Raw genomic sequence first — 19,358 nt, 5'->3', positions numbered from 1 at the left:
GGGAACGCCACCGAGCAGCGCTCGGGACGCGCTAGACGCTTGTTTGTGCGCAGGTCGTATGCGCAAAAACGCGTCGATCAACAGGCTACTTTTGGCAGTGGCTGGCAACGGCGTCCGACCACGCTTATTGTTCGTGCCCGGTCGAGCATGTTGCTGTTGATTTGGGCCGCGTAAACGCAGAAACCCCACCGCGGCGGGTGGGGTTTCTGACTGGGGGGGAGCCTGACGATTACCTACTTTCACACGGGCAATCCGCACTATCATCGGCGTGGAGTCGTTTCACGGTCCTGTTCGGGATGGGAAGGGGTGGGACCGACTCGCTATGGTCATCAGGCATGACGGGTTGCTGCGTCGCAGGGCTGGAGTCAACCGGTTGCGCCACAGCCAATCGGGAAGAAGCGTAAAGGATTCGAGTGGGGAGGGTTGTGTTGTTTCTGGCACAACACTGAATCCCAACCGGGCGTTTCTGTGAGCTCCCGCGGGAGTTCACACCAATCCCCTTCGGGGATCGGACCCGCGTAAGTGCTGAAGCACTACCGCGGGTCGAGACACACCTGTTATAGGATCAAGCCTTACGGGCAATTAGTATCAGTTAGCTCAGTACATTACTGTACGTGCACACCTGACCTATCAACGTCCTGGTCTTGAACGACCCTTCAAGGGGCTCGAAGCCCCGGGGATATCTCATCTTAAGGCGAGTTTCCCGCTTAGATGCTTTCAGCGGTTATCTCTTCCGAACATAGCTACCCGGCGATGCCACTGGCGTGACAACCGGTACACCAGAGGTTCGTCCACTCCGGTCCTCTCGTACTAGGAGCAGCCCCCTTCAAATATCCAGCGCCCACGGCAGATAGGGACCAAACTGTCTCACGACGTTTTAAACCCAGCTCACGTACCTCTTTAAATGGCGAACAGCCATACCCTTGGGACCGGCTACAGCCCCAGGATGAGATGAGCCGACATCGAGGTGCCAAACACCGCCGTCGATATGAACTCTTGGGCGGTATCAGCCTGTTATCCCCAGAGTACCTTTTATCCGTTGAGCGATGGCCCTTCCATACAGAACCACCGGATCACTATGACCTGCTTTCGCACCTGTTCGACTTGTCAGTCTCACAGTCAAGCACGCTTATGCCATTGCACTATCAGCACGATTTCCGACCGTACCTAGCGTACCTTCGTACTCCTCCGTTACACTTTGGGAGGAGACCGCCCCAGTCAAACTGCCTACCATGCACTGTCCCCGACCCGGATCACGGGCCAAGGTTAGAACCTCAAACAGATCAGGGTGGTATTTCAAGGACGGCTCCATTGAGACTGGCGTCCCAACTTCATAGCCTCCCACCTATCCTACACAGACCGGTTCAAAGTCCAATGCAAAGCTGCAGTAAAGGTTCATGGGGTCTTTCCGTCTAGCCGCGGGGAGATTGCATCATCACAAACACTTCAACTTCGCTGAGTCTCGGGAGGAGACAGTGTGGCCATCGTTACGCCATTCGTGCAGGTCGGAACTTACCCGACAAGGAATTTCGCTACCTTAGGACCGTTATAGTTACGGCCGCCGTTTACCGGGACTTCAATCAGGAGCTTGCACCCCATCATTTAATCTTCCGGCACCGGGCAGGCGTCACACCCTATACGTCCACTTTCGTGTTTGCAGAGTGCTGTGTTTTTATTAAACAGTCGCAGCCACCAGTTTATTGCAACCCTTTCACCCTTCTGGCGCAGGCCAGTCAGGCTATGAGGGCGTACCTTATCCCGAAGTTACGGTACCAATTTGCCGAGTTCCTTCTCCCGAGTTCTCTCAAGCGCCTTAGAATACTCATCTCGCCCACCTGTGTCGGTTTGCGGTACGGTCACTGTGAAACTGAAGCTTAGAGGCTTTTCCTGGAACCCCTTCCAGTTGCTTCGCCACCGAAGTGGCTCGCCTCGCACCCTTGAATTCTGCGCCCGGATTTGCCAAAGCGCCTTCTCCAATGCAAGGACCGGGACTTCCAACACCCGGACAACCTTCCGCGATCCGTCCCCCCATCGCATTTCACAATGGTGCAGAAATATTAATCTGCTTCCCATCAGCTACGCATTTCTGCCTCGCCTTAGGGGCCGACTCACCCTACGCCGATGAACGTTGCGTAGGAAACCTTGGGCTTACGGCGAGGGGGCCTTTCACCCCCTTTATCGCTACTCATGTCAGCATTCGCACTTCCGATACCTCCAGCACACTTTCCAGTGCACCTTCGCAGGCTTACGGAACGCTCTCCTACCATGCACATTACTGTGCATCCGCAGCTTCGGTATATGGCTTAGCCCCGTTACATCTTCCGCGCAGGACGACTCGATCAGTGAGCTATTACGCTTTCTTTAAAGGGTGGCTGCTTCTAAGCCAACCTCCTGACTGTTTTAGCCTTCCCACTTCGTTTCCCACTTAGCCATATTTGGGGACCTTAGCTGGCGGTCTGGGTTGTTTCCCTCTTGACACCGGACGTTAGCACCCGATGTCTGTCTCCCGTGATTGCACTCTTCGGTATTCGGAGTTTGCTATGGCGTAGTAATCCGCAATGGACCCCACAACCATGACAGTGCTCTACCCCCGAAGGTGAGACACGAGGCACTACCTAAATAGTTTTCGGAGAGAACCAGCTATTTCCAGGTTTGTTTAGCCTTTCACCCCTATCCACAGCTCATCCCCTAACTTTTCAACGTTAGTGGGTTCGGTCCTCCAGCACGTGTTACCGTGCCTTCAACCTGGCCATGGATAGATCACCTGGTTTCGGGTCTACACCCAGCGACTGGACGCCCTGTTCGGACTCGCTTTCGCTACGCCTGCCCTAATCGGTTAAGCTCGCCACTGAATGTAAGTCGCTGACCCATTATACAAAAGGTACGCCGTCACCCCTTCGCAGAGGCTCCGACTGTTTGTATGCATGCGGTTTCAGGATCTGTTTCACTCCCCTCCCGGGGTTCTTTTCGCCTTTCCCTCACGGTACTGGTTCACTATCGGTCGATCACGAGTATTTAGCCTTGGAGGATGGTCCCCCCATCTTCAGACAGGATTTCACGTGTCCCGCCCTACTTCTCGTACACCCAGTTCTTCCATGCTGTTTTCGTCTACAGGGCTATCACCTGCTATGGCCGCACTTTCCAGAGCGTTCGACTAACAATACAGATAACGTGTACCGGCTGATCCCATTTCGCTCGCCACTACTCTGGGAATCTCGGTTGATTTCTTTTCCTGCGGTTACTTAGATGTTTCAGTTCACCGCGTTCGCCTCACGCAGCCTATGGATTCAGCTACGGATACTCCATTAGGAGTGGGTTTCCCCATTCGGACATCTCCGGATCAATGCTCGTTTGCCAGCTCCCCGGAGCTTTTCGCAGGCTACCGCGTCCTTCATCGCCTGTGATCGCCAAGGCATCCACCACATGCACTTGTTCGCTTGACCCTATAACGGGTGTGTCTCTGTGTCGACCCACGTTAGCGCTTTAGCGCTTACGTGAGTCCCATCCCCGGAGGGGATAGACGCACTCGCTACAGGTTGAGTATTCGTGTTGCGCCGTATTCCAAAGCGATCTCTCGATCACCTTTAAAATACATCGATACAATCACAACCCTGATTCACCTACTCACACACCCATCTCCAGGTATGCTTTCGTGAATCTCTTTACTACTTCTTCCTGATTGTTAAAGAACGGCAGCCGGTATGAAGCCTGTGCCTCATACCGCTCTGACTGGCTCAATCGCCAATGCGCAACGCTCTGCCTTCATGCAGAACCCTGCGCATTGAGGATTGGTGGAGGATGACGGGATCGAACCGACGACCCCCTGCTTGCAAAGCAGGTGCTCTCCCAGCTGAGCTAATCCCCCAGTCCCACAGATACTCCAGCGGCCCCAGCCCTTCAGCTCACCAGACAAGACACTGGTGGGTCTGGATGGATTCGAACCATCGACCCCCGCCTTATCAAGACGGTGCTCTAACCGGCTGAGCTACAGACCCCTGAGCCTGTCTGCGTTTCTTCTAACCACAGCCGATAAGCGTGAGCACTTGAGTGCAATGAATGCACAGCTCTGGAAAGGAGGTGATCCAGCCGCACCTTCCGATACGGCTACCTTGTTACGACTTCACCCCAGTCATGAATCCTACCGTGGTGACCGTCCTCCTTGCGGTTAGACTAGCCACTTCTGGTAAAACCCACTCCCATGGTGTGACGGGCGGTGTGTACAAGACCCGGGAACGTATTCACCGCGGCATGCTGATCCGCGATTACTAGCGATTCCAGCTTCACGCACCCGAGTTGCAGAGTGCGATCCGGACTACGATCGGTTTTCTGGGATTGGCTCCACCTCGCGGCTTGGCAACCCTCTGTTCCGACCATTGTATGACGTGTGAAGCCCTACCCATAAGGGCCATGAGGACTTGACGTCATCCCCACCTTCCTCCGGTTTGTCACCGGCAGTCTCCCTGGAGTGCTCTTGCGTAGCAACTAGGGACAAGGGTTGCGCTCGTTGCGGGACTTAACCCAACATCTCACGACACGAGCTGACGACAGCCATGCAGCACCTGTGTTATGGCTCCCTTTCGGGCACTCCCGCCTCTCGGCAGGATTCCATACATGTCAAGGGTAGGTAAGGTTTTTCGCGTTGCATCGAATTAATCCACATCATCCACCGCTTGTGCGGGTCCCCGTCAATTCCTTTGAGTTTTAATCTTGCGACCGTACTCCCCAGGCGGTCAACTTCACGCGTTAGCTACGTTACCAAGCCAATGAAGGCCCGACAACCAGTTGACATCGTTTAGGGCGTGGACTACCAGGGTATCTAATCCTGTTTGCTCCCCACGCTTTCGTGCATGAGCGTCAGTATTGGCCCAGGGGGCTGCCTTCGCCATCGGTGTTCCTCCACATCTCTACGCATTTCACTGCTACACGTGGAATTCCACCCCCCTCTGCCATACTCCAGCGCTGCAGTCACCAATGCAGTTCCCAGGTTAAGCCCGGGGATTTCACATCGGTCTTACAGCACCGCCTGCGCACGCTTTACGCCCAGTAATTCCGATTAACGCTCGCACCCTACGTATTACCGCGGCTGCTGGCACGTAGTTAGCCGGTGCTTATTCTTCCGGTACCGTCATCCCTCACGGATATTAGCCACGAGGTTTTCTTTCCGGACAAAAGTGCTTTACAACCCGAAGGCCTTCTTCACACACGCGGCATTGCTGGATCAGGCTTGCGCCCATTGTCCAAAATTCCCCACTGCTGCCTCCCGTAGGAGTCTGGGCCGTGTCTCAGTCCCAGTGTGGCTGGTCGTCCTCTCAGACCAGCTACAGATCGTCGGCTTGGTAGGCCTTTACCCCACCAACTACCTAATCTGCCATCGGCCGCCCCTTGAGCGCGAGGTCCCGAAAGATCCCCCGCTTTCCTCTCCCGAGCGTATGCGGTATTAATCCGGCTTTCGCCGGGCTATCCCCCACTCCAGGACACGTTCCGATGTATTACTCACCCGTTCGCCACTCGCCACCAGACCGAAGTCCGTGCTGCCGTTCGACTTGCATGTGTAAGGCATGCCGCCAGCGTTCAATCTGAGCCAGGATCAAACTCTTCAGTTCAAACCTGTTACTGTGTTCGGGCTCTCTCGAACCCGGTCGCTCACTCAACGTACTGACGATGATTGATCCGTCTTTCGACAGACAAACCTTCCTCCAATACTGTGTGAGGCTTCTGATACTTCTGCCTGACAGCAGACTCCGGAGAATCCGCCGCCGCATTCCGCATCAAGCGCCCACACTTATCGACTGTTAGTTTTTAAAGATCGGTCCGCCAAACCCGCCGCGCCTGAACCACCACTACCCGGCACTGCTTCGTTTGCGTCGCTGCGTCTGCAGCAGAGAAGCGAGATTATGGAGAACTTCCGTCGGATCGTCAACAGGTTTTTATCACTCGCCTAACCTGCCCACGCCGCCGAAGCCCACGCCATCAAAGGCTTCCCGCTTCTCCGCACCCCGGCGTCCGGAGCGCGAAAGTGCGGAATTCTAGTCGCCGCAGCCAGAACTTGCAAGCGAAATCCTGGGGTTTTCCTTAGGGGATCTTTCCCATACGGCCCGGATCGTCTATCGATGGGGTTTTCACTTCGGGCGCCAGCGTCTGGGCAGCGGATGCGCCGATCGTCCAATCATGCAGCACGGTATAAGCGACCGCCAGCAACGTCGGGCCGATGAAAACACCAAGAAAACCAAACGCAAACGCGCCGCCGAGGATGCCGAGCATCACCAGAATCAACGGCATGTCACTGTTTTTGCCGATCAGGATCGGCTTGATGACGTTATCGGCCATGCCGACTACCAGCAGGCCCCATATGACCACAAAAATCGCCCATCCAGTCGACCCGCCCTGATACAGCCAGATCGCTGCCGGCAACCAGACAATGACCGGACCGCCCGGCACCACCGACAGAAAAAACGTCACGAGCCCGAGCAACGCCGGCGCCGGTACGCCCGCCATCCAGAAACCGAATCCCGCGAGAACCGCCTGTACGAGGGCCGTACCAAGAATCCCGTAGACCACCCCCTTCACCGTGCTGCCCGCCAGCGCCAGCAGATACTCGGCGCGCTCACCGGCTACTCGACGCATGCCGGCGTTCAGCCAGGCGGCCGCCCCCTCGCCACCGGTATAAAAGAAGAACGCGAGCACGATGCTCAACGCCAGCAGCCCCAGCCCATGCGTCACCGCAAGCGCCGCCGCCAGAATCCACTTCCCAGCCGGCGCGGCGAGCGTGTGCAATTGCGCGATCAACTCGGAATTGCTGCTGGTCAAGCGCTCCCAAAAGGCCTCGATGCTCGAACCAACCAGCGGGATCCGCTGCACCCACGGCGGCAGATCGGGCAACCCCGACTCGAAAAGTCTTTGCACCAGCGCAACGATGTCGTGAACATGCGCGCCGAACGCGAAACCCGCATAGACGAACGGCCCGAGCACCACGACCAGAATAATCAGCACGATCAAGGTCGCGGCCAGCTTGCGCCGCCCGCCGACCACGCCAGTGAGTCGCCGGTAGAGTCCCCAGGAACTGTAGCTGAGGATGGCGCCCCACAGCAGCGCGGTCGTAAATGGCGCCAGCACCAGCAACGACCCACCCACGAGCACAATCAATGCGAATACCGCGGCAAGTCGCTCGATCAGTTGGTCAGATTTCACGATGAATCTCCTATTGCGCCAGACCGTGGCAATGACATGACACACGCCCGTCAGGCGCCCGCTGAACGCCGTCAGTATAGAAGCGAGTTGGGCGTCCGGGGTGTCTTATACCATCCCGCCAGGGTGTTGCGAGTCGCTTGCGACTGTGCCGGTGGCGACCGCATTTTTTGAGATGAAAGCGCCCAAATTGCCCGGAGATTGCTGGCCAATCCATATAGCTGCCTGGAAAAGACTAGAATATAAGGTTCCGTGCCCCCAATTTTTCTGGATTTATGCGCTCGCGAATCACCAAACGTCTCCCTCCCGACGCCGACAAGCTCGTCGGTCTCTCGCTCGCGCTTTTCGCGTCGGGCAGCCGTACCGAAGATCGCTTCTGGGAAGCGAAGCTCGACGCGCTGCTGGCCAAAGTCGTGCGCAACGCCAACCAGACTACGCTGGACGCCGCGCTCGACCATCTGCAGCAAAACCATCCGGATGCCTACGGCGCGCTGGCCGACATGGCGGAAACGCACAGCGAATCGTTCGTGATCGAACATGAAGGCGTGTCTTACGAAGCGCTGCTGATCGCCGCGCCTGTGCTCGCCTGGACCCGCTACGTGATTCCGTCCGGCCCGCTCAAGTCCGACGCCGCCGACGCCCTGCGCGCACACCTGCAAGCGCACGTGCTCGCTGCCAACACGCGCGTGGCAATGGCTCCATTCCTGTTCAGCATCGACCAGTTGCCGCGCCATCACGTCGAAACGTGGCGCATCGCCCAGCAACTTGCGCAAGCCGCGGTCAGCGGCGGCAACGCGAAGCTCAATTTCGGCGAACTGCCGGAGACCTCGCCGATTCTGGCGGACCCGCGCTTTCTGCTCGCCGTAGTCGCCGCTCCCGTCGGCGACGCGACGTTCCGCTGGCAGGAAGAAGAGCACGGCACTCGCATCGAGCGCGGCCAATGTCTCGAGCAATGGGCCACCCAAGGCGGCGCGAATCTGTCGGTCGTGCTGCCGGGCTGCGAATTCGAATGTCTGCTGCCGGATGCGTACTACTCGGCGTGCCGCGACGCCGATGAAAGTGTGCGTCCGCACACCGTGCGTACCGCCGTGCGTTATCTTTTCGACACTATTGGCGCGGCGCCGCAGGATCTGCGCGCGGTGGTCGCCGGCTTCGGCGAACGGCGCATCGACGAGTACCGCGTCGGCTTCACGCGCAAGGGCAGCAACGACGTGATCTACGGTGTCGTGTGGCCACTCTACGGCCGCGAAAACGGCGAGGCGGGCATCGACGAGGAGCCGGAGGAAATCACCGGCTCCGACGAACCGCTCGAGGAAATCGTCGCGCTGCTCAAGGAAACCGGCATCACGGATGTGCGCCGCCACGCGGGCCGCTTCGAGCCGGAATATTGCGACGACTGCGGCGTGCCGCTGTATGCGGACCCGCTCGGCGAAATCGTCCACGCGGAAATGCCCGAAGACGCCGAGCCCGCGCAACCCCATTTCCATTGACACCGAAGTCGACATCCCTGCCTTATCGCAAAAAGGCCCCGTATACACGGGGCTTTTTTGTTGATTGTCCGCATTTCTTATGCCTTTTGGACAGCCGTCAAAACGAAGGGAATTTGTCATCATAGGCACGGTGACGCATCGCCGTGATCGAGTCAGCTCCACGAGTCCCACAGATGCGTCGCGCCATTTCGCCCGATACATCTGGAGACATGCATGCGCTTCGCGATTCTCAATTCAAACGCAGAACGACGTGATGGACTCAAGGCCTTGCTGCGGCAGATCGACCGGCTGGCACGCTTCACAGAAGCCGATGAATGGCGTCTGCTCGAACGTCCGTTCAAGCGTTATCGGCCTGATCTCGTCGTGATCGACTGGGAGGACTGGATGTCGGTTGCGCAGGTGCGCGCGTTGCTCAGCCACTTTCCGGACCTGCGCATCAGCGTGCTCACCGACGGGACTTTGCCCGCGCTCGTGCGCGCGCTGATGGACGAAGGTGTGCTCGGCGTTGTTCCACGCGACACCGATCCCTGCCTGATCGTGCGCGCATTGGAAATGGTGCTGCTCGGCGGTCACTACGTGCCGCCCGGCGCGCTGGCGATCGATCCGCCGCTGCCGACCGACACCGCGATCCGTACGTTCGACGAAGAAAGTCCGCCGCCCCGCCGCAACAAACTCTCGGGCGGGCTGTCACCGCGGCAGGAGCAGATCATGCGCTGCGTGCACATGGGCAGCACCAACAAGATGATCGCGCGCACGCTCGGCATTAGCGAAGGTACGGTCAAGATCCACCTGACGAGCATATTCCAGCAACTTGGTGCGCCCAATCGCGCCGCCGCGGTCGCGCTTTACAACGGATGGCTCACGAATCATTTGCAAGTGCTGCGCAACAACGGCGAGCACAGCGCGCGGCCGGTCATCCGCGGGCAGCCTGGCCCGGTTCCGCTCCGGCGCCGCACACGTGCGCGCTTCCAGTATCCGTTGCCGGGCAGCGACACCAGCAGCGCGCTACCGATGGCCGCGGAGCCCGCCACGTCGTACGGTGAGGCCCCACCCGGCCGGCCCGCGCGGAAGTCGGTCGGGCCGGGTTCCGCATGACGCGGGGCGCGGGGCACGCCGCGCGCATGGGTTGGAACGTCCGCATGCGCGCGGCGTCGAGGGTGGGCTGGCATGGAATCCGCTCACACCTTTTGTCGTCCAACGAGTAATATGAGACACATGGGTTTCCTCTACACACCGCTTCCGTTTTGGGTCGCTGTCGGTGGCTGGATTGCCACTGCGATGGTGATCGCGCTCGCGCTGTGGAAAAAACCTTTCAAAAGACTTCAGGATGGCACGCTCCAGCATGTCTGGCTCGCGATAATCGTCGCGGTGTCGGTGCTGTGGTCGAGCAACGCCTGGCTCGACGACGGCACCGTGATGCACCTGCTCGGCGCCACGCTCGTCGTCACGCTGTTCGACTGGGGGCTCGCCCTGATCGCGATGGCGGTGGTCGCGGGTCTGGCCGCCGTCGTCTTCGATGCGCCGTGGCAGGGCATCGCGCTGACGTTCCTCGTGTACGGAGCCCTGCCCGTCGCCATCTCGACCTTGCTCCAGCGCATCTGCACCGCGTGGCTACCGCGCAATCTTTTCATGTTCATCTTCGGCCAGGGCTTCGTTTCGCCCGCCATTGCCGTGTCGTTGACGGCCGCGGCAGCGCTCGGCATCCATATCGTCGTGTCCGGCGGTTCGATGACCGTGGTGCCGATCGGCTACGCGCTCAGCGTGCTGCTGCTCGCCACCGGCGAAGCATGGTTCACTGGCATGGCGACCGCGCTGATCGCGGTCTACCGTCCCGCATGGGTGACCACCTACGACGTGCGGCGCTATCGTCTGGGCGGCCCGCGCACCTGAGAATGCGCGCTTTGACGTCGCGTGCGGCGCATCTGTGATAATCAGCGCCTCGTCACTGGAGACTTTCCGGGCGTCCCCGCCAGGACAAGGCAGAATATTTGCAGCAACATTGAACTCAACCCTTGCGCGCGGCATCTTATTTGCCTCATCTCCCATTTGCGTCTAAAGAACTAGATGGATCGCACCAATGTACCGAGCCGGTTGCTGCGGGTGATCGGCCGGTTGGCAGCCTGCGCAGCGAGTCTCTCGCTCATCTGCGCGGCTCCCGCATTCGCTGATCAGCTCGAACAGCACAACGACCTCGTCAAAAGATTTATCACCGAAATGCACGCGGATCCGCTCGTCGCGGACTGCGCCGCGCATGGCGACTTCGTCGCGAGCACGTCAACCGCTTTCGACCACGTCGAATTCCCGTCCAGTTCGTTCGACAGTGCGCACTCGTCGGTCACGCCATGGAACGACTCGTTCGACGAAGGCAAGCAGCGCGTCAAGGTGGACAGCATCGTCACCGTCGAGGGCGTCGGCGTGCGCCAGGATAACTCGGGCGAGCCGGCCGATCTGAAATTCCGCTGCGGCTACGTCGGCTCGCAGATGCTCGCGTTCAGCTGGAACGATCCGGTACCGCCAAACCGCGCGCATAGCGCGGGATCGGGCAAGCACAAAGGCGGCAAAGGCAAGCACGCGGTCGGCGGCAAGACGTCGAAGAAGTCGTCGAAGACAGGCTCGGGCCAATCGTCGCGCACGACGTCGAGCAAATCGGCAAACAAGAGTTCGAAGAAGAAGAGCCAATGACATCTGGCGCTGATCGAGCCGCGCCACCGTCCGATCAGTCGCCCCAATAAAAAACGAGGCACGCACTTTTGCCGTGCGCGCCTCGTTCTTTGTGTCCATCCGTCCGCTTCTTCAGGCGAACGTCTCCACGTGTCGCAGGATCGCTTGCAACATTGCGGCGCCAAGCGATGCGCTGCGCTCGCCGTTCCAGCCGGCCCGCTCGTCGGGCAGATTTGCGTTGTCCTTGAACGGCATTTCCAACGTCAACGACAGACAGCCGAATTCGTTGCCGATGTACTTCGACGCGAGCTTCAACGCATCCTCGCGATACTTGCTCGCCGCATAGCCATACTTGTCCTGAAAATCCGGACTCGCGTGCTTGAACGCCTCGATGAACGCCGTCTGCTCGCGGCCCTGCCGCTCGGTGAAGCCCGGCAACATTTCGGAGCCCGCGACGAACACATACGGCAATGCCTCGTCGCCATGAATATCGAAGAACAGGTCGCAGCCTATCGCATGAATCGCGTCGCGCACCACCAGCACCTCGGGACTGCGCGCGGCATCCGGCTCCATCCATTCGCGATTCAGGTTCGCGCCGGCCGCGTTGGTGCGCAGATTGCCGCGCACGCTGCCGTCCGGATTCATGTTCGGCACGATGTGAAACACCGCATGATCGTAGAGCTTGCGCGCGACCGGGTCGCCCGCCCAATCGCCCCAACCGGCGAGGCGCTTCACGAACCCCTCGATGAACCATTCGGCCATCGTCTCGCCCGGATGCTGCCGGGCAATCAGCCAGATGTTCTTTTTGGGCGCGGCATTGGCGGCATCGTTGGCGGGCGGCGTGCCGAGCGTGAGCAGCGAAATCGGCCGGCCTTCGACCGTCTTGCCGAGTTCGGTCAGCGACGCGTGCGGCATCTGCTGCACGGCGCCGAGAAACTCGGCATGACGCTCCTCGCTGTACGGTTCGAAGTACGCGTAGTAGATGCTGTCGAAATCGGGCGTATGGTCGATCGTCAGCACGCGGCCGTCGTACGACGTCGGCACGCGAAACCAGTTCACGCGGTCGTAGCTCGCGACCGCCCGATAGTCGCGCCAGCCCTCCGCGAACGCGCACGCGGCGGCGTTCTCGAAGGTCATCACGCAGCGCTCGCCCGCCGCGCCCGACAGGCGAAAATAGAACCACTGCGCAAACTCGGCGTGGCTGTCGGGCCGTACGCGCAGGCGAATATTGCCGGCGTCCTCGCAGGACAGCACATCAACTGCGCCTGCGTCGAAATTGCTCGTAATCGATAACGTCATCGGAGTCTTCCCTGCCTGAATTCACGCTGCCTTTTTAGCGCAGCGGCACGCTTATTCCGCAACGCGGCGGCGAAATACGAAAGTGGAGTCGTTCGAGGCTTCGGCACTGAACGCGTAGCCTTCGGTCTCGAAGTCCTTCAACTGCTCGGGACGATCGAGGCGATTTTCCACCGCGAAACGCGCCATCAAGCCGCGCGCGCGTTTTGCATGGAAGCTGATGATTTTGTAGCGGCCGCCCTTCCAGTCTTCGAACACCGGCGTGACAACCGGCGCGTCGAGCAGCTTCGGCTTGACCGACTTGAAATATTCGCCCGATGCGCAATTGACCAGCACGCGCGAGGTGGCCGCATTCTTCTTCAACTGCGCGTTCAACGCGTGCGTGATCCGCTCGCCCCAGAACGCGTACAGATCCTTGCCGCGCGGGTTGACGAAGCGCGTGCCCATTTCGAGCCGGTACGGCTGCAGCAGATCGAGCGGACGCAGCAGGCCGTAGAGGCCCGACAGCACCCGCACGTGATTCTGCGCGTAGTCGAGATCGGCCGACGACAACGTCTTCGCATCGAAACCTTCGTACACGTCGCCGTTGAAAGCGAGCACCGCCTGCTTGGCGTTGTGCATGCCGAATTGCGGCGACCAGTCCGCGTAACGCTGAAAATTGAGGTGCGCGAGCTGATCGGAAATGCTCATCAGCGAGGCGATCTGTTGCGGCGACAAACGGCGCAGGCCGCTGATCAGTTCGGCGGCGTCATCGACGAAATCGGGGATCGTGTGCTTTTTGACGTGCGGCGGGGTGTCGTAGTCGAGCGATTTCGCCGGCGACAGAACGATTATCATAGAGGCTTGCAGGCACGCCGTGCCTGGCGGTCAAAGACGAAAGCCCGATTGTAACGAATGCCCGGTTCCCTCGCCTCAAGCGGCGCGTTGCGCGTCGTACTCGATTCCAATGTCTGGATCGACATACTCGTATTCGACGACCCGCACACGCGGCCGATCGCCGCCGCGCTCGAAAGGGGCACGCTCGCCGCGCTGATCGACGCGCGCTGCCTCGCCGAGCTCGCCTACGTGCTCGACTATCCGCAGTTCGCGCACCGCAATGTCGACAAAGCCGCTGCGCTCGCGGTCGTCGCGCGGCTGGCGCAACTGGTTAAGCCGTGTGAGCCGACCGAGTCCGCCGCCGACGCGCGGCCGCTGCCCCAATGCAAGGATCGCGACGATCAGAAGTTTCTCGAGCTTGCGCATGCGGCGCAGGCCGACTGGCTCGTGTCGAAAGACCGTGCGGTGCTGAAGCTCGCGAAACGGATCGCGCGCGACTTCGGCTTCAGGATCGCGCAACCGGCACCGTTCGTCGCGGCAATCGGCATCGCGCAGAATGCTGGGGGCGAGCCCGTCAACGCGTGAATCCGACCGTCCGTGCGGCGCGTTGAGCCGAGCGCATGTTGAAGGTTCATCGTCAGGCGGCTTCTGACGATCAACGTGACACCCGCGGCGCGCACAGCGTGTCGCGATTCCCTACAATCAGGCTTCGCCCTTCGCAACGACAGTTCGAGAACCGGCCCACCTTATCGCCCTGCTACCCACGACGCCATGAACGCACCGCACGACACGCCCACGAGCCCCACGTTTCCGTCTCGCCTGCCGAACGTCGGCACGACGATTTTCACCGTGATGAGCGCGCTCGCCGCGGAAAAAGGCGCGGTGAATCTGGGTCAGGGCTTTCCCGACTTCGCCTGCGATCCGCGCATCGTCGACGCGGTCGCGAACGCGATGCGCGACGGTCACAACCAGTATCCGCCGATGGCCGGTGTGCTGCCGCTGCGTCAGGCGATTTCGGACAAGATCGCGAATCTGTACGGCCGCCACTACGACGCCAGTAGCGAAATCACCGTGACCGCGGGCGCCACACAGGCGTTGCTGACCGCGATTCTTTGCACTGTCCATCCCGGCGACGAAGTGATCGTGATCGAACCGACCTACGACAGCTATCTGCCGTCGATCGAACTCGCGGGCGGCAAGCCGGTTTTCGTCACACTCGACGCACCCGATTACGCCATCCCGTTCGACAAGCTCGCCGCCGCGATCACGCCGAAGACGCGGCTCATCATGATCAATACGCCGCACAATCCGACCGGAACCGTGTGGCGCGAACAGGACATGCGCAAGCTCGAGGAGATCGTGCGCGGCACCAACGTGCTGATCCTGTCCGACGAGGTGTACGAGCACATGGTCTACGACGGCGCGCCGCATGAAAGCGTCGCGCGTTATCCGCAACTCGCGCAGCGCAGCTTCGTCGTGTCGAGCTTCGGCAAGACCTACCACGTGACGGGCTGGAAGGTCGGCTATGTGGCCGCGCCCGCCGCGCTGAGCGCCGAGTTCCGCAAGGTGCACCAGTTCAACGTGTTCACCGTCAACACACCGATGCAGATCGGCCTCGCCAATTACATGAAGGACCCGGCGCCGTACGTGGAGCTACCGGCGTTCTATCAGCGCAAGCGCGATTTCTTCCGCGCGGGCCTCGCGAATTCGCGCTTCAGGCTGCTGCCGTGCACGGGCACGTATTTTCAATGCGTCGACTATTCGGCGATCAGCGACCTGCCCGAAGCCGAATTCGCGCAATGGCTGACCGGCGAAATCGGCGTCGCGGCGATTCCGGTCTCGGCGTTCTATCACGAGGCGCACGAGTCGGGCGTGGTGCGCTTCTGCTTCGCCAAGCAGGAAGGCACGCTCGCTACCGCGCTCGAACGGCTCGCGCGGCTCTAGGATGCCTTGCGCGATGCCACGAACGAACCCACGTTACTTGCCATCGCGCTGCGCGGCACGGGTGTGCGCTTCGCAACCATGCGCGCTTCATGGCACTGCGCTCATTCCCTCAGGACGCACGCGACGCCGCGACACAGGCCTTGCGATCCTCCGTCACGCGCTGCGCAGCCGGCCGCGGGTTGATCGTCTTTACGTAGCGCTTCCAGTCGATCCCCGCTTCGAGCAGAAGATCGCGGCCGTAAATGGTCTGTGTCGCCATACCGACGAGCGGCAGGCTCACGTAGCCGGCGGTATCCGCCACGCTGAATTGCTCGCCGCACAGATACGGCGAGAACTTCGCGATCCGTTTGAAACCGGCGATGTGATGCGTGAGCAGCTTCTCGACGCGCCCTTTCGTCGCGTCGCTGACCGTGCCGCCGAAAAACGCTTCCTTGTACAGATTGCGCACTGTCAGCTCGAGATGTACATCGACGAAAAAGATCATTTCGCGTTCCTTGGCGGCCTGCCACGGATCGGCGCAGAAGATCCGCTTGTCGGGAAAACGCGCAGCCAGATATTCGACGATGCACTGCGACTCGCAGAGGTCGCCGTGCTCGGTCTGCAGATATGGCACCTTGCCGAGCGGCGAATGCTCGAGCAGCGCTTCTTCCTGACTCGGCTTCACGAACTGCTCCTCGAACTCGATGCCATGTTCGAGCAGCACGAACTTGACCTTGTTGTAGTAGTTGGACAGCGCAAAACCGCACAGTTTGATCATGGGGTGTCTCCTTGTGTCATGGTGTGTGAGACCGCGCGTCGAGGTTGAAGCAGCGGCTTTCCATCGAATCATCCAAGAAATTGCACGATCGTGCTATTCTAAAATAACCATGGAGTCGGGAATCACAATGAACTCTCGCAATTTCAGCATCGAGACCATCGGCATCGTCGGCACCGGCGCGATGGGCCGCGGTATCGCGCAAATCGCGGCGCTCGCTGGCCTGCGCGTGCGGCTCTACGACACCCACGCGGCCGCCGTCGGCGCCGCGCGCGACTATCTCGCGGAGACTTTCGCCAAATTGACGGCCAAAGGCAAGCTGGAGCAGTCGCGCTCGCTCGCCGCGCTCGCCAACGTGAGCGGCGTGCAGGCGATCAGCGAACTGGTCGGCTGCGATCTCGTCGTCGAGGCGATCGTCGAAAAGCTCGAGGTGAAGCAGGCGCTGTTTCGCGAGCTCGAAACCGTGGTCAGCGGCCGCTGCATCCTCGCGTCGAATACGTCGTCGCTGTCGATCACCGCGATTGCCGCGGGCTGCACCGATCCGTCGCGCGTGGTCGGCTATCACTTCTTCAATCCGGTGCCACTGATGAAGGTCGTCGAAGTGATCGACGGCCTGCGCAGCGACCCCGAAGCCGGCGACGCGCTGATGGATCTCGCCCGCCGCATGGGCCACACGCCGGTGCGCGCGAAGGACATGCCGGGCTTCATCGTCAATCACGCGGGCCGCGGCATGAATACGGAGGGCTTGCGCGTGGCGGGCGAAGGCGTCGCGAGCTTTGCGGACATCGACCGCATCATGCGCGAGCAGGCCGGCTTTCGCCTCGGGCCGTTCGAGCTGCTGGACCTGACCGCGCTCGACGTGTCGCATCCGGTGATGGAGTCGATCTATCACCAGTTCTACGAAGAACCGCGTTACACGCCGTCGCCGATCACGGGCACGCGGCTGTCGGGCGGGACTGCTCGGCCGCAAGAGCGGCGAAGGTTTCTATCGCTACGTGGACGGTAAGCAGCAGGTTGCCGCCGAAGCGCCCGCGCCGACCACGCTGCCGCAAAGCGTGTGGGTCAGCCAACGCTACCGCGACGCGTATGAGGCAGTCGTGCAACTGGTCGGCAAAGCGGGCGTAAAGCTCGACGAAGGCGCGACGCCCGCCGCCGGTTCGCTGATCGTCGTCACGCCGTTCGGCCACGACGCGACCACGGCCGCGGTCGACGAAGCGCTCGACGCGAGCCGCGTCGTCGCCGTCGATGCCCTGTTCCCGCTCGTCGGCGCGCAACGCCGCACGCTGATGACCACGCCGGCCACGACACGCGCCGCGCGCGATAGCGCGCATGCGCTGTTCGCCGCCGACGGCATCCCCGTCACCGTGATCCGCGATTCGACCGGCTTCGTCGCACAGCGGGTGGTCGCGACGATCGTCAACATCGGCTGCGACATCGCGCAGAAGCAGATCGCGACGCCGGAGGACATCGACCTCGCCGTCATGCTCGGCCTCGGCTACCCGCGCGGACCGCTCGCGCTCGGCGACGCGCTCGGCGCCACCACCATTCTCACGATCCTGCGCAACATGCACAGCGTGCTCGGCGAACCGCGCTATCGTCCGTCGCCGTGGCTCGCAAGACGCGCGCAACTCGGCCTTGCGCTCACCCAGCGCGACGCCACCGACATCCCAACGGAGACCCAATCATGAGCGCCGCCCTGCTCGCTTCACGCCCGGCCAGCAGCGAATCCACGCTGGTCCTCACGCTGTCGAACCCCGGTGCGCGCAACGCGCTGCATCCGGACATGTACGCCGCGGGCATCGAGGCATTCGATACCGTCGAGCGCGATCCGTCGATTCGCGCCGTCGTGATCACCGGCGCCGATAACTTCTTTTGCGCGGGCGGCAACCTGAACCGCCTGCTCGAAAATCGCGCGAAAGATCCCTCCGTGCAAGCCGATAGCATCGACATGCTCGCTCAATGGATTTCGGCACTGCGGCTATCGTCGAAGCCGGTCATTGCCGCGGTGGAAGGCGCGGCGGCAGGCGCGGGATTTTCGCTCGCGCTCGCCTGCGATCTGATCGTCGCCGCGGACAACGCCAAATTCGCGATGTCCTACGCGCGCGTCGGTCTGACGCCCGACGGCGGCGGCTCGTGGTTTCTCGCCGAGGCGCTGCCGCGCCAGCTGGCCACCGAGGTACTGATCGAAGCCAAGCCGATCGGCGCCGCGCGTCTGCACGAACTCGGCGTCGTCAACCGGCTCACGAAAGCCGGCACCGCGCTCGATGACGCGCTCGCCTGGGCCGACGAGCTCGGCGCGATTTCGCCCACTTCGGTCGCGCGCATCAAGGGGCTGATCGCCGCGGCCGGTACGCAGCCGCTCGCGGATCATCTGGTCGCCGAGCGCGATAACTTCGTCGCGTCGCTGCATCATCGCGACGGTCTCGAAGGCATCACCGCGTTCCTCGAAAAACGCGCACCGATCTACAAATGAACGACGAGAGAGCCGCCCGACATGCCCGACTACCAACTGCCGAAACGGCGCCGCATCTTCCTGATGCGTCACGGCGACGTCACCTACTTCGACGACTCCGGCCGCGCGATCGATCCTGAAACCGTGCCGCTGAACGCGAACGGCCGCGAGCAGGCGAGCGCGGCGGGCCGCGTGTTCGCCGAACAGCAGGTGCGCTTTGACCGCGTGATCGTCAGCGGCTTGCCGCGCACGATAGAAACCGCGCGGTGCGTGCTTGCCGAAACGGGTCAGCAGATCGAGCCCGAAATCGAGCCCGCGTGGCGAGAAATTCGCGGCGGACGGCTCGGCGGCATTCCGCCGAGCGATATCGAGGCGGCGTTTCTCGGCGTGTTCGACGGCATCGTGCCGGAGAGCATGCGCTTTCTCGACGGCGAAACGATCGGCGAGCTGTTCGATCGCGTTCTGCCGGCCGTCACGGCGCTGCGCGAAGACACGTCGTGGGACACCGCGTTGCTGGTGCTGCACGGCGGCGTCAATCGCGCGATCCTGTCGCACGCGCTGACGGCCGGCGGCCGCACGTTCTTCGGTCATCTGGCGCAGGCGACCGGCTGCATCAATGCGCTCGACGTCGGCGCCGCGCCGCGCGACTGGGTGCTGCGCATGCTCAACTATTCACCGCCGTCGCCGTTGCATCGCGACGTTCGCAACACCACGATGGAAATGCTCTACGCACAGTTCATCCGATACCAGCGTAGCTGAC

General features: G+C 61.1%; 12 protein-coding genes, 2 tRNA genes, 3 rRNA genes and 1 pseudogene. 9 read left to right on the top strand and 9 right to left on the bottom strand.

What is annotated here, in order from left to right; translation table 11 throughout:
• Positions 1 to 220: 220 nt before the first annotated feature.
• The 6 genes from rrf to OKW26_RS39150 all read right to left on the bottom strand — a co-directional run bounded on the left by rrf (position 221) and on the right by OKW26_RS39150 (position 7,188).
• Positions 221 to 334 (bottom strand): 5S ribosomal RNA (rrf, locus tag OKW26_RS39175).
• A gap of 227 nt (positions 335 to 561) precedes the next feature.
• Positions 562 to 3,443: ribosomal RNA gene (locus OKW26_RS39170) — 23S ribosomal RNA — on the bottom strand.
• 346 nt (positions 3,444 to 3,789) lie between these two features.
• Positions 3,790 to 3,865 (bottom strand) — tRNA-Ala (locus OKW26_RS39165).
• Positions 3,866 to 3,918: 53 nt separating this feature from the next.
• Positions 3,919 to 3,995, bottom strand: a tRNA-Ile gene (locus tag OKW26_RS39160).
• Positions 3,996 to 4,070: 75 nt separating this feature from the next.
• A 16S ribosomal RNA gene (locus OKW26_RS39155) occupies positions 4,071 to 5,603 on the bottom strand.
• Together the 16S, 23S and 5S rRNA genes with 2 tRNA genes alongside form the textbook arrangement of a ribosomal RNA operon.
• 469 nt (positions 5,604 to 6,072) lie before the next feature.
• Complete coding sequence (locus OKW26_RS39150; RefSeq protein WP_090803817.1) at positions 6,073 to 7,188, bottom strand: AI-2E family transporter; 1,116 nt, start codon at positions 7,186 to 7,188, stop codon at positions 6,073 to 6,075.
• 272 nt (positions 7,189 to 7,460) lie between these two features.
• Between OKW26_RS39150 and OKW26_RS39145 the strand changes: the two genes are divergently transcribed.
• The 4 genes from OKW26_RS39145 to OKW26_RS39130 all read left to right on the top strand — a co-directional run bounded on the left by OKW26_RS39145 (position 7,461) and on the right by OKW26_RS39130 (position 11,357).
• Positions 7,461 to 8,675 (top strand): DUF2863 family protein, encoded by a 1,215-nt coding sequence (locus OKW26_RS39145; RefSeq protein WP_184028728.1) that lies wholly within the window; start codon positions 7,461 to 7,463, stop codon positions 8,673 to 8,675.
• A 213-nt stretch (positions 8,676 to 8,888) separates the two neighbouring features.
• The gene (locus OKW26_RS39140) at positions 8,889 to 9,770 is read left to right on the top strand and encodes a response regulator transcription factor (protein WP_090803814.1); all 882 of its coding nucleotides are present in this window, start codon (positions 8,889 to 8,891) and stop codon (positions 9,768 to 9,770) included.
• Positions 9,771 to 9,890: 120 nt separating this feature from the next.
• Positions 9,891 to 10,565 carry an energy-coupling factor ABC transporter permease gene (locus OKW26_RS39135; protein WP_184028785.1) on the top strand — a complete coding sequence of 225 codons (675 nt, stop codon included), beginning with the start codon at positions 9,891 to 9,893 and terminating at the stop codon, positions 10,563 to 10,565.
• Positions 10,566 to 10,739: 174 nt separating this feature from the next.
• Complete coding sequence (locus tag OKW26_RS39130; RefSeq protein ID WP_018420043.1) at positions 10,740 to 11,357, top strand: BspC domain-containing protein; 618 nt, start codon at positions 10,740 to 10,742, stop codon at positions 11,355 to 11,357.
• A 111-nt stretch (positions 11,358 to 11,468) separates the two neighbouring features.
• Here OKW26_RS39130 and OKW26_RS39125 read toward each other — a convergent pair whose 3' ends face one another.
• Positions 11,469 to 12,635, bottom strand: coding sequence for a M14 family metallopeptidase (locus tag OKW26_RS39125; RefSeq protein ID WP_429356893.1), 1,167 nt, complete (start codon positions 12,633 to 12,635; stop codon positions 11,469 to 11,471).
• A gap of 51 nt (positions 12,636 to 12,686) precedes the next feature.
• Entirely contained in the window at positions 12,687 to 13,469 is a 783-nt protein-coding gene (yaaA, locus tag OKW26_RS39120; protein ID WP_090803807.1) for a peroxide stress protein YaaA, read from the bottom strand.
• 57 nt (positions 13,470 to 13,526) lie between these two features.
• On the opposite strand from yaaA, the gene OKW26_RS39115 reads away from it, so the two are divergent.
• Positions 13,527 to 14,033 carry a putative toxin-antitoxin system toxin component, PIN family gene (locus tag OKW26_RS39115; protein WP_429356892.1) on the top strand — a complete coding sequence of 169 codons (507 nt, stop codon included), beginning with the start codon at positions 13,527 to 13,529 and terminating at the stop codon, positions 14,031 to 14,033.
• A 186-nt stretch (positions 14,034 to 14,219) separates the two neighbouring features.
• Positions 14,220 to 15,392 carry a pyridoxal phosphate-dependent aminotransferase gene (locus tag OKW26_RS39110; RefSeq protein WP_429356891.1) on the top strand — a complete coding sequence of 391 codons (1,173 nt, stop codon included), beginning with the start codon at positions 14,220 to 14,222 and terminating at the stop codon, positions 15,390 to 15,392.
• A 109-nt stretch (positions 15,393 to 15,501) separates the two neighbouring features.
• On the opposite strand, the gene OKW26_RS39105 is transcribed toward OKW26_RS39110, so the two are convergent.
• Positions 15,502 to 16,149 carry a glutathione S-transferase gene (locus OKW26_RS39105; protein WP_090803802.1) on the bottom strand — a complete coding sequence of 216 codons (648 nt, stop codon included), beginning with the start codon at positions 16,147 to 16,149 and terminating at the stop codon, positions 15,502 to 15,504.
• Positions 16,150 to 16,258: 109 nt separating this feature from the next.
• Here OKW26_RS39105 and OKW26_RS39100 point away from each other — a divergent pair.
• From OKW26_RS39100 to OKW26_RS39090, 3 genes and pseudogenes are all read left to right on the top strand, one after another.
• Positions 16,259 to 17,834 (top strand): annotated as a pseudogene (locus OKW26_RS39100) (3-hydroxyacyl-CoA dehydrogenase).
• On the top strand, positions 17,831 to 18,619 hold the full coding sequence (locus OKW26_RS39095) for an oxepin-CoA hydrolase, alternative type (RefSeq protein ID WP_429356890.1): 789 nt from the start codon (positions 17,831 to 17,833) through the stop codon (positions 18,617 to 18,619). Before OKW26_RS39100 ends, OKW26_RS39095 begins: the two are co-directional and overlap by 4 nt.
• A 21-nt stretch (positions 18,620 to 18,640) precedes the next feature.
• Positions 18,641 to 19,357: a histidine phosphatase family protein gene (locus tag OKW26_RS39090; protein ID WP_184059297.1), complete on the top strand. Its 717-nt coding sequence runs from the start codon at positions 18,641 to 18,643 to the stop codon at positions 19,355 to 19,357.
• Position 19,358: the final 1 nt, after the last annotated feature.

This window comes from Paraburkholderia sp. 32 (assembly GCF_050435345.1).
Taxonomy (GTDB): Bacteria; Pseudomonadota; Gammaproteobacteria; order Burkholderiales; family Burkholderiaceae; genus Paraburkholderia; species Paraburkholderia tuberum.
Note: the sequence above shows the minus strand (reverse complement) of the source record. Positions and strands in the feature narration are given on the sequence as shown.